The organism is Mesotoga prima MesG1.Ag.4.2, assembly GCF_000147715.2.
GTDB classification, from domain to species: Bacteria; Thermotogota; Thermotogae; order Petrotogales; family Kosmotogaceae; genus Mesotoga; species Mesotoga prima.
On the sequence record NC_017934.1, the window covers coordinates 553,863 to 567,338 of the forward strand.

Here is a 13,476-nt window from a genome sequence, read left to right on the forward strand (position 1 = left end):
ACAAGAAGGAGGTGAAATATGAAGAAGTTGATTATTGTGTTCATTGCCATTGTTCTTCTTTCCCCTTTTCTGGTCGCTTTTCAGGTAGACTACACGGAGCTTTCAAGTTACGAGCCGCTCGTACTCGATGAAAGCACAGGAAGTAGAAAAAAGAGCGTTGATTTCTCCGTTCTTTCTGCAAGCGATTCCAATAAAGTTGTGATTATTGCTTCAGGTTGGCTCTTCGATCCTGAAAGCGAAGAGCAGGAACGGGAGGCATCAATTCAGCTGAAAGTAAATGGTGAATGCTATGAGAAGATAGTTTCCTTGGCTAGACAGGGGCTTTATTTTGTAATGAAGCCGTTTTTGTTATCATTTGAAAGAGGGTATTCGTTGTCCGTAATGGAATTAGTACTTGACTATGAATCGGTTTTGGAGGATGCGGTGAAAAAGCTTGAGTATGAATGCCTTGCAGTGGAGATAGAGAGGAGCATTGAAGCAGGAATTTTGATTGGTGTTGTGGAAGAAAAAGGGTTCAGAGAAACCTCAGTAATATCAGGCGAACCGGTCCTGGTAATACAAGCTGGAGAAAAACCTACAGGAGGATATGAGATAGAAGTGACAAGCGTTCTCCTTATTGAGACTAGAACCATAAAAGTATACGCCACGCTCCACTCACCGGGTAGCGGGGAATTTGTTACTCAGGCCTTCACATACCCAAGAAAGGCGATCAAGATTCTTGGCCTTGTCCCAGGCACTTATGACTTAATAGTTGAACTGGAAGTAATGAAAGATGAAAGAGTAACTGATACTGAAGTTTTCAGTTCGTCACTTTCTGTCGAATGACAGATTATCGATTCTTTTGACGTAGGAATCGATATCGAATTTCCTTTTGAGACCGTTTGAGTTCATATATCTGACCTTACCATAGATCTCGCGTTCAGACCACGCTCTGTCGTGTTTTCCAAAGCACCAAAGGATACCGGCGTATCCGTTTGGGTCCCGTCCGTCCAGTTCATACTTGTCGTTAAGGTATATTGCCGAGCAAATAGCGCTTTCGGGATCGGAGCTCCATTCAAGGAGCTTCTTTCCCCAGTACATTCTCATATAACCATGCATTTTCCCGGTAAGAGACATTTCCTTTTGAGCTGCATTCCAGTAAGGATCATCGGTCTTACCGCTTTCAAGTTCGGAAAGTGAGAAGGATCGAACTCTCTTGTCCTTCCGGTGTTCATTGAGAGTCTTCTGAGCCCACTGAGGCAGTGCTTCAAAGGAATCGTATTTGGAATTATAGAAGACGAAGTTAACGCCCAGTTCTCTCCTGACCACCAGTTCTTCGATATACGCATTTTTCCCCTTTGAACAGGAATCAATTACTCTTCGTGCGATGTAAGAAGGTGAAATGTGTCCAAAGTGAAGAAAGGGGCTCATTTCTGACAGGCAACCGGAATTCGGATCATTTCTCTCTTCTTCAAACCGGTCTAAATTCTTCGAGAGAAATACTTCAAGTCTTCTCTTGGCTTCTTTCTGCCCCCCATGGAAATCGGAGACAACGGAAACGCTCTGGTCAAGGTCGGAAAGATCAACGTCTTCAATACCCGTAGCGCCTTCAAATTCAGCAAGCGAAGCTCTGGATCTTAGTTCCACAGCTTCGAAATCATTTACGAATTCAGCAAAATGCTTCATAACCTTCTTCCTGAAAGTCGCTGCGCTGTATTCTTCTTTACAGCTTGCCGTTCTTACAGGAACTACCACGTTACTTTCAACAGAAAGAAACGGACATTCTAGTTTTTCAGCGATCCTCTTCCTCCAGTCTATCTGGTGTCGTAGATAACCTACGTCTGTTACCACCAGAGCACAACGTTTAGATACTTTGGGGACTATATCGACCGGATCTCCCTTAAAAATCACGAAGCGGATTCCCTGTTCTTCGAGCTCCGATTTCACATCTCTCAAACCGTCGAACATGAAGGAAAAACTCCGCAGGTTTCCAGAGGGGTAATTAGCGTTCAGAACGAAAAGCACAGCAAGTGGAACATCAAGTTCTTTCGCTTCTTGTTTAGCAAGTTCAAGAGCATGATTCTCTTCAGTTCTCTGTGAAGCTTGCATCCAGTATAAAACAAAATTCCCGCGTCGATCATTGCTCTTATTCAACTTGTGAGCCCTATCTGCTCTCATTTTCCTGATCTGCCCTTTCCAGAATCCGTTATTTCGACGAGGTCTTCTGGATAAGGCTCGAAGAAAGTCTGCCGCGCGAGATATTCGCTTTCAAATGCAACGACGTAAGAACGTAAAATATATAGAGGGACGCTCAGCGGAATCTTTCCCTCCCTATATCTTTCGAGTGTATCGAGAAAGAATCTCTTTTCCGAAGACGATATGTACTTTGAAAAGTAACCCAGTCCATGCATCAAGACATTGATATGAGAGGTGTGTCTTGGTGGGGTTGACATCGTTTTGTAGAAATGAGAGGAATACTCGTCATAGACTTCTCTAATATCTCTGGAATCCATCTTCCCCACAATTGCACCCATAATCCTCATTTCTTTTTGATTGTACGACATGAATAACAGCTTGTTGTCAGATTGAAAATCCACCAGCCCTTTCCTGGTAAGATTATTTGAGAGTTCTCTGAATCGGGAGACCGTAAAAAGTTTGGTCAAGAAGTGTTCTCTTATTATGAAGTTTGATAGCCTTCCATCGTCTTCAACTGGGAGGAAGTTGAACCTCTCAATAACGATTCCTCCAAAAAAACCAGAGTCTCTACCGGATGACATTACCTTACCTTCCCCGGGATACACTTTCACATCTTTTATGCCACAGGTTGGCGATGCAGATTTGAGAATGAAACCGTCAACTCCGCTCAAACCATCGAGAAACCTGTGAGAGTAATCTGTAAGACGCTCTGTAACATCGTTACCTGTCAAAGGTTGAATTAACCTTATTTCATCTGACTTTCTTACCATTCTTACAGGGGCTCGCGGTGCCCCAAGTCCGATGTCGAATTCGGGACACACGGTAAAGTACTGGACGTATTTCTTCAGCCTTTTGACGAATTTGCTTGGAATCATCTGGCCGTTGTATCTGCAGGTATCGAATCCGAGACATCTACTGACCACGACTTGCGGTCTAGAGTGTATCAAAGTCGTGTCCTCCTCTTTATTCGAGGAAAGAGAGAATTTCTTCAGCCACCCTTTCGGGTTTGTCGATGAAGGGAGCGTGCCCTCTTCCCTCAATTATCTTGAGAGTACTTCCAGGAATCTCTTCAGAAATCTTTTTTGCATAATCTAAAGGAAGTATTTCATCCCTTTCTCCCCAGATTATTAATACATTCAGATCGATTTCTCCAAGCATTCCTGAAAGAGAACCGCCATCACTGTCCTTAATGAACTCACTAAGGAATTGTATAGACATACGATCTACGAGAGCAAAATACTTTCCGAACTCCTCATGGACGAAGTAACTTTTGTCTCCCAGTCTTTTAGTATAGAGATACCTCTGAACAGGATAGGTCTGATAATAGAATCGCATTGCAATCCATGTCAACACTTTGCTACTAGAAATGAAATCAGGCACGAGTTTCTGTTCGGTGAATGCATAAGAATCTATAAGGATGAGATTCTCTACTCTTTCTGAATAGTAGTAGCCGATGTTGAGCGCGATCTCTCCTCCGAGGGAGTGCCCTATTATATCTGCTTTTTCAATGTTCAGAAGATTCATCAAATCTACAAGAAGCTCTGCGTATCCTTTTCTTGAGTAGTCTCCTTTGCTTGACGCTTCAGATAAGCCTGATCCAGGGAGGTCTACTAGGTAGACTTTTCTATTTGAAGAGAGAAGCTTGGCCAGTTCTGAAAAATCAAGATGCGATCCGGGAAATCCGTGAATCATAAGCATCGGTTTTCCTTCGCCGAGAACCTTCAGAAAAAGCTCTTCCTCACCGACCTTCAAGTACCTACCTTCTCTTTCAATCCTGTTCAAAAAAATCCTCGCCATTGTCACACTGAAAATTCCGTTGACAACTGCAACCGCAATGACAATAAGCAGAACCAGAAAGAGCGTCCTAACTATTTTCATTCGCGACACCCCTTTACAGAAGTTGTCGAGCAACAATAATATACCATTTTTCGCATAATGATCTTCAAACTCTCTTATGGTCTAAAATTTGAGAAGAATTATCATCTGCCGGTGCTATGTGAAGTATCTTGACAACAAATTCTGTTGGCATGAATCCATCTGCTATTATCTTCCCTTTTTCATGTTGTTCAGAAGCTGAGCGACCTCTTCATTGTTAGTTCAACTCTTCGAGCTTCTTGATTATTTTGGATGCTTTGCGAACTTGACGGTTGGCAACTTCGGATCCGGGACCGGTTACCAGTTATTCCAGTTTTGCTTCTAGCTGTAGAGTACGGAATATTTAACTCTTTTCGAAACTCTGAGAGATTCCTTCTGTTCTTGATGAAGGCCTTCAAAAACGCAAGAAGCTCTTCTGGCAAAGATGAAAGTTCTCCCTGCGAAAATGATCCGATTATCTTTGCCTTGCAGTTCTGATAGGCATACTCAGTTATCTGCAAGTCTGTACCGCAGCTTGGACATTTGTCGAGTCGTTTCTTCATTTGGAACCCCTCCAACAGATCATAAACTGCGATAATGAAAAGAATAAAAGCAGTAAACGAAGTGACAAGCCAACATGACCAATCTCAGTGGTTTGATGAAATCAATTATTGATGCTATAAATTCAACTCGACAATAACTAGAGTGGATACAGATTTCAGTAATTGGATGAATCTTGTCCATCCTTATTTACTTCATTACAAGTTTTCGATGTCGAAAGATGGGCAGGTTGCTTCGGAGTAGAGAGAACTGCCGCGAGTGCTCAGAAATCATAAATAGCAGTAATCCTGACTATTTGAGACAGATTCTTCTTCTCGAGAAGACAACTATTGGTTCACTCCCCAACAATGATGATCCTGTCGATTAGCTCCTTGCCCATCACTCGATGATCGCCTGTTTTGTTTCAACGCCCATTTTGGATACGATTATCGCAGCAAACAAACTCAGGGCAGCCATGAATATCATCACTACAAACACGCTGCCTGTACCTCCCATAACCAAATTCGTGAAGAAGGGAGCGACAATTCCAGCTGCTCTTGCCATCACTCCAGATGCACCGTTTCCAAGCGCACGCATTTCAGTTGGATATAATTCGGGTGTATATGCGTATACCATTCCCCATGCTCCAAGCACAAAGAGCGAAATCAAAACGCTCGCAACGAGAAGAAGAGCTGAACTATTCACCAGTGCCATGACGATTGACGAAACCGCCATTCCTCCAAAAAAGAATGTTAGTGATGGTTTTCTCCCAATTCTTTCAATGAGGATCACTGCGGTCAGATAGCCAGGCAGTTGCATGATCAACATGAAAAAGGTATACCACAGGGAAGAAACGGGCGTCAGTCCCTTGGACATGAAGATCTTTGGCGCCCACGTGTAGATTCCATAATAGACAAAACTTACGGAAAACCAGCTGATCCAGATCATTATTGTCCTTCTAGCCAGATCACCTTTGAACAATCCGAGAATTGGTTGCTTAGACTGTTTATGCATCTCTATCTCTTCATCAATTTCTTTTCCCAGTATTTTCTCCAGTGCGACTTTGCCCTTTTTCATGAACTGATACTTGGGGCTTTCAGGAAGAAAGAAGGAAATTAGCAAGAGTGGTACACTGAATAATGCAAGAAAGTAGAAGGACCACCGCCATCCAAGGCTGTTCAAAGTCAACATGGTAAATCCACCAGTGATTATGCTTCCAACCGCCCAGCTCGATTCAAGAAGAGCGAGATATAAACCACGGATCCTTATCGATGAGAATTCAGTAAGGTATGCGTTGACTACGGGAAGCAGACCACCATAACCGATTCCAGCCACAAATCTCCCAACTGAGAAAGTTCTCATTGAAACCGATGCGCCGGTAAACCCGGTTGAAAGACCTGCAATTAGCAACAAGATGAGATTTGTCCACTTCCTACCGAACCTATCGGAGATCATTCCGGAAAACAACGCACCGAGCAGCATTCCCACGAATACCGAACTTGCCATCATACTCTGACTGCCTGTAGTACCGGCAAGATCTTCCACGATTGAAGGAAGTGTCAAAGAGGTAATCATAACTCCTCCGGCTACTAACATCCACTCCAGCGAAGTCAGTAGAAGCATGCGCGTTCTCCTGCCCTTAGTTATATACTTTTGGATCACTTCATCAATGTTCATCAGAGCCTCCTTCAGGTAAGCAAGTAACCCTTTCTTTTTAGAATGCTTCTAATTCTTTCTAAAGACTCTTGAGAGTCAGCCTCGATTGTATGGAGATGAACTCCATCTTTGGAAAGACTGAGAAGAGGAACTGCATTTGATGCTTTTAGAGCAGCTATGAACCTGTTAAGGTCGTCTATCGTCGAAAGGTCTAGTTTGCCCTTTAGCTCCCCGTAAACTGCATGGATAACGCTTACATCGATTACATGCCCGCCGGCGGTAATGATTTCTGAGAGTTCATCATAGATATCTTCTTCATCATGTTTCACCGATACAACCATTCTAAAGGTCCTTCTTTTGCTGAGAAGGTATCCCCTTGTTGTCGCGACAATACTCGACCCATTTTTTCTCAGTTCGTCTATGTCCTTCACGATCATCTGTCTGCTGACACCAGTTTCGTCGGCGAGAAACTGTCCCTTAACAGGGACAGAAGAACCTTCAAGTAGATTCATAATGTATTTGTGCCTCTCGACCTTCTCTATCATTCTCACCCCCGGAAACAATTACATTATAGCAGCTACTTTACAGTAAACACCTTCAAAAAAATATGCCCCGGAGGACATATCAAGCATAAAAACATCCGTAAGAATAAAACTACCTGGTGGCAAGGGACGGAATCGAACCGTCGACACACGGATTTTCAGTCCGCTGCTCTACCTGCTGAGCTACCTCGCCATCAATCTGGTGGAAGCGACAGGGATCGAACCTGTGGCCTTCTGCTTGTAAGGCAGACGCTCTTCCTCTGAGCTACGCTTCCACCACTGGCGCCCTCACGGGGATTTGAACCCCGGTCGCCGGCGTGAAAGGCCAGTGTCCTAGGCCACTAGACGATGAGGGCCGAAGCACGTATTTTATATTACACTATAATCCGTCGGCGGTCAAGAGGTCGATATGCATTTCTGACAGTTCATTCAGCCAACTTTTTCAATTCCAGTGCGCCTTGGACAGGATTTTTTCGTGATAGAATCTTGAAGAAAGGGGTGATCACTGTGCCGATTGATTTCAGAATGACTAAGAAGGGCCTGATACTTCTAATTGATTCTTACAGAAGCGTTGACGAACTCAGGCAAGACATCATGAAGAAGTTCGCCGATGCAAAGGATTTTTTTTCTGAAGGAGATGAGATCTCTTTGATGCTTACTCAAGAGACAAGTAAGCCCGACGATATAGTAAAAATCGTCTCATTGCTCAGTGATCTCGGCGTTCATGTTAAAGACATCCTGGTTGGCAGCATGGAGCAAAAGGACGTCAAAGTCGGTCAGAAGTATGATCTCGTAAGAGAGAAGATCACAGAAGTTCGGGGAGCTCAGATTATTAGGCGAAATTTGAGATCTGGTCAAATCGTTGTGCATAATTTTGATGTAGTTGTTATTGGCAACGTTCATCCGGGCGCCGAAATAATAGCTGGAGGGAGCGTAGTGATATTCGGAAGTGCGAAAGGAGTTCTGAGAGCCGGTTATTCCCAGGGCGAGACTGGAGTAATTGCGGCTATCGATTTACAACCGTCGCTCATCCAAATAGGCAACTTCATCACTCAAGAATATGATCATTTTGATGGTCCAGCCGTTGCCCATGTTAGAACGGGAAGAATCATAGTGGAAGAGGCAGACAATGTAAAGTTTGAAGTAAAGGGGGAGGCGAATTGAATCTAGCCAGATTGTTAGTAGATCTCTCCAATGCGTTCGGACCTGTCGGCTACGAAAGTGAAGTGCATTCAGTAATTAAAGAGGCGATAGATCCCTTTGTAGATGAGACCTACACTGACGAGATTGGAAATCTAATCGCAGTTAAGAAAGGTGACAAGAAGCGGATTGGAGTATTCACTCATGTCGATGAGGTGTCTTTGGTCATTTCAAAGATCGACGAAAGAGGGTTCGCGAGATTTGAAGAACTGGGGGGAATAGATCCGAAAGTTCTTATATCTCAGAAGGTCAAGATTAAATGCAGAGACGGAGAAGAAAGGGCAGGAGTAATTGGAATGTTAGCTCCACATCTTCAGAAGAAAGAGACAAGAGGAGAGGTCCCTTCTTTTGACGAGTTGTTTATTGATGCTTCGATTAATCCAGATTTTGAGAAGATTGATGTCGGAGATCTTGCGGTAGTAGATTTTTCTGCATTTGAGATGAATGGCAAGGTTTCAGGCAAAGCGTTGGATGATAGAGCTTGTGCCGCTATAAGTATAGAGACTGCTAGAGAACTTTCAAAGTATAGTTTAACGCCCACGGTTTACTTCGTTTTTACCACGAGGGAAGAGGTAGGTGCTATTGGAGCAAAGGGAGCTGCAGAAGCTCTGGAATTAGATCTTGGAGTTGCTATGGATGTAACTCATCATAATAAAGAGAATGATGTAGAGCTTGGCAAGGGGCCGGCCTTGACGGTTGGAGGTCCGAACATCCACAAGAAGTATTTTGAGTTACTGAACAACTACGCGAAGGACAACGAAATAAAGGTTCAGTATGAGTTCGGGTCTGGGCGAACTGGGACGGATGCTGACAATGTGCAGATAGCCGGTACCGGCATTCCGACTCTTCTGCTTTCACTTCCTGAAATGCATATGCATACCCCAGTTGAGGTTGTTCAGATTAGTGACATTGCAAGTACGGCAAGATTACTTGCCGGTTTCTTCGTCTCGCTGAAAGGAGATGAGGACATATGAAGCTCAAACGGTTGAAAGAACTGTGCGAACTCCCGGGAATCTCCGGTTTCGAGGAGAGGGTTTCTTCATATATTATGGAAGTTGTCAAAGAAAAGGTGGACTCTGTCTGGACAGATACGGTTGGAAATCTGATCGCTGTCAGAAAAGGTAATGGAAAAAGCTCAAAACGGCTTATGCTCCTAGCCCACACAGATGAAGTTGGTCTCATGGTCAAAAAAATTAATGAAGATGGTACGCTATCTTTTACTAACATCGGGGGAGTCGATCCTCGAGTACTGATTGGGAAAAAGGTGTTGGTTGGTGAGAATTTGACACCTGGAGTCATAGGATTTGAGGCAATTCATACTCAAGACCCTTCTTCTCTTTTGAAAACCCCTAACATGAACAAGCTGAAAATCTACTTAGGCTATTCAAGGAAGGAAGAGGCTTCAGAAAAACACAGAATAGGAGATCCAGTTTCTTTCGATACTCCGTACAAAGAGATAGGGGACTATGCAGTCGCGAAGTCTTTCGACGACAGAACCGGTTGTGAAGTATTGATGAGGGTTCTTGAAAGCCTTGACGAAAAAGCGGTAGATTTCGATGTTTATTTCGCATGGGTCGTTCAAGAAGAGGTGGGTTTAAGAGGAAGCGGAGTCGCCGCCAAACAAATCAAGCCCGATGTTGCGCTTGTCTTTGAGAATACGACAGCCGGTGATAACCCAGAGCTGCCCGAGTACAGATGGGCCACAAGTCTAGGAAAAGGTCCCGTTTTGACTTTTGCTCATAGCGGTTTGGTTCTTGACAAGAAGATCCTTGACACGATTGTCGAAACCGCAAAAAACAATTCGATAGAGTTTCAATATAAGAGCAGAATAGCGGGAGGAACTGACGCAGCAAGGCTTGCGAAAGTAATGGCCGGTGTGCCTTCTGGAGTCATTTCCACGCCTTCAAGATACATTCATTCACCAACTTCTGTAATAAATGTCAACGATTTTCTTAAAGTAGTAGAACTTGCAACTATACTGGTTAAGGAAGGGAAGGTGCTGTCTAGATGAAGAAACTGATCGAAAAGGTTGTCACTGTTAGTTCTCCAAGCGGCAGAGAATCCGCTATTAGAGAAGCGATAGTCGAAGAGATTAAGCCTTATGTTGACGATATGAAGATAGATCCTTTAGGAAATCTTATTGGAATGAAAAAAGGAAGTAGTGGGAAAAAGCTTTTGCTTGACGGACACATGGATGAAATTGGGGTTGTAGTCACTCACATTGACTCAAACGGGTTCTTGAGAGTCGATTCAGTTGGAGGACTGTCTCCGTACATGCTTCTAGGTTCGAGATTGATCTTTGAGACAGGCGCTTCGGGAGTAGTGGATGTTGAAGGCGAGACGGCAAAGGAACTAGGAGAGACTATAAAGAACCTGGACTACGATCATGTTTTTGTAGATATTGGTGCAATTGACAAGAAGGACGCAGAGAATAAGGCACCGATTGGTACTTTCGGAACCTATGATTCAACCTTTGTCGATCTTGGAAAGAGAATTGTCTCCAAATCGATGGATGATAGAATTGCTTGCGCAATAATGATTCAGGTATTGAAAGAGCTCGATAAACCAAAAGATGACGTATATTTTGTCTTTGCCGTACAGGAGGAAGTCGGAATTGTTGGTGCCAGTGTCGCTGCATTCGATATTATGCCCGATATGGCTGTTGCGATAGATGTTACAGCTGGCCCTGACACTCCCAAATCCTTTAAGAGAATGGGCTTCAAACTTGGAGGAGGTCCAACGATAAAAATCAAGGATCGAGGAAGCGTAAGTTCTGCAAGGGTTGTCTCAAGACTGAAAGAGGTTGCTGAAAAGAAGGAAATTCCAACTCAGTATGAGGTACTGATTTTTGGAGGTACTGATGCAAGAGGTTATCAGACAACTGGGAGAGGAATAGCATCGGGGACCGTCTCGATTCCATGCAGATATGTGCACTCTCCTCACGAAATGGTCGACTATGACGATGTCTTGAATGCGGTTCGTCTTCTTAAGGGTCTTGCAGAAGAAGGAGTGGAATGAAGAGAATTACATTTACGAGCGAATCGACCGAAAGATGTCAGCTCATCTTTGGTAAGAATATGATTGAGAAGCTCCCTGAGTCAATTAGAGTAGTTGACTCAGGGTTCAAGAAGTCTTTTGCGGGAAATTTGAAGTCTGAATACTTAATGCCTGGCGGAGAGCATATTAAGTCTATCGACAGGGTGTTCGAGATTTATCAGCTGGTTAGAGTGTCAAGATGTAAAGCCGTTACTGCAATTGGTGGAGGTTCAATTATAGATCTGGTAGGATACGCGTGTGCAGGCCATACAGAAGTGGAAAAACTCTTCCTTTTTCCAACGACCACCGTTGGTCAGATTATGCCCGCTATTAACGGATTCAAGTTGAATTTTGAGTTTGTCAAGGATCTTCTCTGCGCAAATGGCATTCCCGACAGAGTGTTTATTGATTCTTCGATAAGCTATAAAGAATATCTTGATTCATCGAGAAGTGATCTACTCTTTCCTTTACTAGTTGCCCTTTCTTTCGATATGAGATTGTTCAAATACATTTCAAACCTTGTGGCTTCTGGAAAAGAGATTACTGAAGAGCAATGGGATGATATTGTTTTCTCTTCTGTAAAAGCCTATTTGAAGGGAATTGAGCTCAAGAAACCATTTGTTGGAGCGGAAACTGCAGGACTCATCGAAACTGCTTCGAGACTCAGAGCCGGAAATAGGGCAGCAGTGATTCTCGGCGCAATGGTAGAACTGCGGCTCGCCAGGGAATTCAGTAACAATGACGTTAAAAGCTCGGAGGTTTTTTCGGTTTAGTGAGGCAGCTGTGGAACAGAAACTGGCCCTTGAGAATTGATTTATCGTCCTTGGTCGATCTGATTGAACAAAAGGGTGGTCTGAAAATCAGTACGCCCGACGGTAGTCTAGACGGAACTTATTTTGTCGGGTATTCATCATTTGAAAGGTTCATTAGAGAGAAAACGTGGAGAGGATTGGAGAGTTTTGCATGAGCGAAGAATCACATGACTATGTCTTGAAGACATTGATTGTAGTTGTTCTCGGACTATCTGCCATTGTTTTTATCTTAGGAGGCTATGCAATTCTGCTTCGAGAGGAAAACCGTAGAGCGAAGCTCGTAATAGAAGAGATTCGAAGCTCGGTTTTTACCCCTTCAACCGATCAACCAGAAGTATCAGAAAATCCCGTTGAAATTCCGACAGGTACACAGATAATTAGGGAGGCGATCTCAGTTCCCGAGACTCAAAACTTCTTCCTTGAGACTTTCGATTACCGAAGGCTAATAACAAATTCCTTCGATTTCTTGGCTGAAGGCTCTGAGTTCGGCTATGTGGTTGTGGAAGAAGGAACGGCGTTCAAACTTTGTGTAGAAAAGGGATTAGGTAAGTATTTTATCACCCGTGTGGGTGATCAATTTGGTGTTATGTTTCTTGGTGAAAACCCACTTACCGGTCTTTATGACTCAAAAACCGCTTATGGAATTCAGCTTGTTTCTCATACAGTATCTGACGGCATTGCGCCTCAGGTCATGGATCTCAGAAGTGCCGGTTATCCTGCCTTTGTATACAAATCAATAACAACTGATGGAAGAACCTTCTACGCAGCTATACTGGGAGTATTTCCGGATGCCAATGCGGCTCGGAATTATTCCTCAGAAGTTGATGTCCAGTCTTTACAGAGGATAACGGGATGGAATATCACGGACAGATTTCCGAGGCAGCTTAGATGAGGAAGTTAACTGTCAAAGAGCTTCAGATAATTGGTTCGGTTGTAATTCTTGTCTTGATGGGTTTTGTGGCAGTCATGGGGCACACCGGGACGGAAAGCACCGAACAAAATTTCGATCAGACGGAGTCTGTTAGTTTTCCGATCGACTTGAATTCGTGTACAGAGAGGGAGCTTGAGCTACTCCCAGGAATTGGTCCGGCAAAAGCAAGAGCTATTATCGATTACAGAACCTCGGTGGGTCAGTTCGGTTCTGTCGAAGATATTCTCCAGGTTAGGGGTATCGGAGAGAAGACGTTAAGCAATTTCAGGAAAATGGTGACTGTTGCGGGTTCCGCTACCACTCTTGCAGATGTAAACACCCTAATCGACATAAACAAGGCAGACGTATTGTCACTGCAAGATATTCCGGGTATTGGGGAGGCGAAAGCAAAGGCAATAGTCGAGTTTAGAGAAAAAAACGGATCGTTCAGGACCTCGGACGACCTTCTGAAAGTACCGGGTATCGGCCCCTCAATTCTCTCAGAGATTCTCGCTAGCATTGTTCCTCTTGTTGGAAGCGAGAAGCAATCAGGTTCCTTGAAGGTGAACGTTAATACTGCTGATGAGGAGGTTCTTTGTGGGCTTCCGGGCGTAGGACCGGTTATTGCCAAAAGAATAGTCGAATTCCGAGCCAGTTTCGGCCCCTTTCGTTCATATGAGGATTTGGAGAGAGTAAGCGGGATTGGGGAAAAAACCATCGCGAACCTGAAGGAGCTGATAGAGTTTTGAAT

General features: G+C 43.9%; 14 protein-coding genes and 3 tRNA genes. 9 read left to right on the forward strand and 8 right to left on the reverse strand.

Going from position 1 to position 13,476, the window contains the following annotated elements; all coding sequences use genetic code 11:
• Nucleotides 1-18: 18 nt before the first annotated feature.
• Nucleotides 19-825: a protease complex subunit PrcB family protein gene (locus THEBA_RS02650; protein WP_014730336.1), complete on the forward strand. Its 807-nt coding sequence runs from the start codon at nucleotides 19-21 to the stop codon at nucleotides 823-825.
• Here the strand turns inward: THEBA_RS02650 and THEBA_RS02655 are convergent.
• The 8 genes from THEBA_RS02655 to THEBA_RS02695 all read right to left on the reverse strand — a co-directional run bounded on the left by THEBA_RS02655 (nucleotide 808) and on the right by THEBA_RS02695 (nucleotide 7,123).
• Complete coding sequence (locus tag THEBA_RS02655; protein WP_014730337.1) at nucleotides 808-2,157, reverse strand: deoxyribodipyrimidine photo-lyase; 1,350 nt, start codon at nucleotides 2,155-2,157, stop codon at nucleotides 808-810. The two genes, THEBA_RS02650 and THEBA_RS02655, sit on opposite strands and share 18 nt — an antisense overlap.
• Entirely contained in the window at nucleotides 2,154-3,122 is a 969-nt protein-coding gene (locus THEBA_RS02660) for a YbgA family protein (RefSeq protein WP_014730338.1), read from the reverse strand. The genes THEBA_RS02655 and THEBA_RS02660 overlap by 4 nt, the downstream gene beginning before the upstream one ends.
• A 16-nt stretch (nucleotides 3,123-3,138) precedes the next feature.
• A complete protein-coding gene (locus tag THEBA_RS02665) occupies nucleotides 3,139-4,053 on the reverse strand; it encodes an alpha/beta fold hydrolase (RefSeq protein ID WP_014730339.1) in 915 nt (304 codons plus the stop codon).
• A gap of 915 nt (nucleotides 4,054-4,968) precedes the next feature.
• Nucleotides 4,969-6,246 (reverse strand): MFS transporter, encoded by a 1,278-nt coding sequence (locus THEBA_RS02675; RefSeq protein WP_014730341.1) that lies wholly within the window; start codon nucleotides 6,244-6,246, stop codon nucleotides 4,969-4,971.
• Between the two features lie 11 nt (nucleotides 6,247-6,257).
• Nucleotides 6,258-6,770: a transcription repressor NadR gene (locus tag THEBA_RS02680; RefSeq protein ID WP_014730342.1), complete on the reverse strand. Its 513-nt coding sequence runs from the start codon at nucleotides 6,768-6,770 to the stop codon at nucleotides 6,258-6,260.
• A 114-nt stretch (nucleotides 6,771-6,884) separates the two neighbouring features.
• Nucleotides 6,885-6,960 (reverse strand) — tRNA-Phe (locus THEBA_RS02685).
• Nucleotides 6,961-6,967: 7 nt separating this feature from the next.
• Nucleotides 6,968-7,042, reverse strand: a tRNA-Val gene (locus THEBA_RS02690).
• A 5-nt stretch (nucleotides 7,043-7,047) separates the two neighbouring features.
• Nucleotides 7,048-7,123, reverse strand: a tRNA-Glu gene (locus THEBA_RS02695).
• A gap of 151 nt (nucleotides 7,124-7,274) precedes the next feature.
• Here THEBA_RS02695 and minC point away from each other — a divergent pair.
• The 8 genes from minC to THEBA_RS02735 are packed head-to-tail and all read left to right on the forward strand — an operon-like array spanning nucleotide 7,275 to nucleotide 13,474.
• The gene (gene minC / locus THEBA_RS02700) at nucleotides 7,275-7,931 is read left to right on the forward strand and encodes a septum site-determining protein MinC (RefSeq protein ID WP_014730343.1); all 657 of its coding nucleotides are present in this window, start codon (nucleotides 7,275-7,277) and stop codon (nucleotides 7,929-7,931) included.
• Entirely contained in the window at nucleotides 7,928-8,941 is a 1,014-nt protein-coding gene (locus THEBA_RS02705; RefSeq protein WP_014730344.1) for a M20/M25/M40 family metallo-hydrolase, read from the forward strand. Before minC ends, THEBA_RS02705 begins: the two co-directional genes overlap by 4 nt.
• Nucleotides 8,938-9,978, forward strand: coding sequence for a M42 family metallopeptidase (locus tag THEBA_RS02710; RefSeq protein ID WP_014730345.1), 1,041 nt, complete (start codon nucleotides 8,938-8,940; stop codon nucleotides 9,976-9,978). Before THEBA_RS02705 ends, THEBA_RS02710 begins: the two co-directional genes overlap by 4 nt.
• On the forward strand, nucleotides 9,975-10,985 hold the full coding sequence (locus THEBA_RS02715; RefSeq protein WP_014730346.1) for a M42 family metallopeptidase: 1,011 nt from the start codon (nucleotides 9,975-9,977) through the stop codon (nucleotides 10,983-10,985). Before THEBA_RS02710 ends, THEBA_RS02715 begins: the two co-directional genes overlap by 4 nt.
• Nucleotides 10,982-11,776: a dehydroquinate synthase/iron-containing alcohol dehydrogenase family protein gene (locus THEBA_RS02720; RefSeq protein WP_014730347.1), complete on the forward strand. Its 795-nt coding sequence runs from the start codon at nucleotides 10,982-10,984 to the stop codon at nucleotides 11,774-11,776. The genes THEBA_RS02715 and THEBA_RS02720 overlap by 4 nt, the downstream gene beginning before the upstream one ends.
• A complete protein-coding gene (locus THEBA_RS02725) occupies nucleotides 11,776-11,970 on the forward strand; it encodes a hypothetical protein (RefSeq protein ID WP_014730348.1) in 195 nt (64 codons plus the stop codon). The genes THEBA_RS02720 and THEBA_RS02725 overlap by 1 nt, the downstream gene beginning before the upstream one ends.
• On the forward strand, nucleotides 11,967-12,707 hold the full coding sequence (locus THEBA_RS02730) for an SPOR domain-containing protein (RefSeq protein WP_014730349.1): 741 nt from the start codon (nucleotides 11,967-11,969) through the stop codon (nucleotides 12,705-12,707). Before THEBA_RS02725 ends, THEBA_RS02730 begins: the two co-directional genes overlap by 4 nt.
• Nucleotides 12,704-13,474 (forward strand): ComEA family DNA-binding protein, encoded by a 771-nt coding sequence (locus THEBA_RS02735; RefSeq protein ID WP_014730350.1) that lies wholly within the window; start codon nucleotides 12,704-12,706, stop codon nucleotides 13,472-13,474. Before THEBA_RS02730 ends, THEBA_RS02735 begins: the two co-directional genes overlap by 4 nt.
• The last annotated feature ends 2 nt before the right edge of the window (nucleotides 13,475-13,476 follow it).

Coding starts and splice junctions, on each gene's coding strand:
- THEBA_RS02650 (WP_014730336.1), top strand. CDS start 19: ATGAAGAAGTTGATTATTGTGTTCATTGCCATTGTTCTTCTTTCCCCT.
- THEBA_RS02655 (WP_014730337.1), bottom strand. CDS start 2,157: ATGAGAGCAGATAGGGCTCACAAGTTGAATAAGAGCAATGATCGACGC.
- THEBA_RS02665 (WP_014730339.1), bottom strand. CDS start 4,053: ATGAAAATAGTTAGGACGCTCTTTCTGGTTCTGCTTATTGTCATTGCG.
- THEBA_RS02675 (WP_014730341.1), bottom strand. CDS start 6,246: ATGAACATTGATGAAGTGATCCAAAAGTATATAACTAAGGGCAGGAGA.
- THEBA_RS02680 (WP_014730342.1), bottom strand. CDS start 6,770: ATGATAGAGAAGGTCGAGAGGCACAAATACATTATGAATCTACTTGAA.
- THEBA_RS02710 (WP_014730345.1), top strand. CDS start 8,938: ATGAAGCTCAAACGGTTGAAAGAACTGTGCGAACTCCCGGGAATCTCC.
- THEBA_RS02715 (WP_014730346.1), top strand. CDS start 9,975: ATGAAGAAACTGATCGAAAAGGTTGTCACTGTTAGTTCTCCAAGCGGC.
- THEBA_RS02720 (WP_014730347.1), top strand. CDS start 10,982: ATGAAGAGAATTACATTTACGAGCGAATCGACCGAAAGATGTCAGCTC.
- THEBA_RS02730 (WP_014730349.1), top strand. CDS start 11,967: ATGAGCGAAGAATCACATGACTATGTCTTGAAGACATTGATTGTAGTT.
- THEBA_RS02735 (WP_014730350.1), top strand. CDS start 12,704: ATGAGGAAGTTAACTGTCAAAGAGCTTCAGATAATTGGTTCGGTTGTA.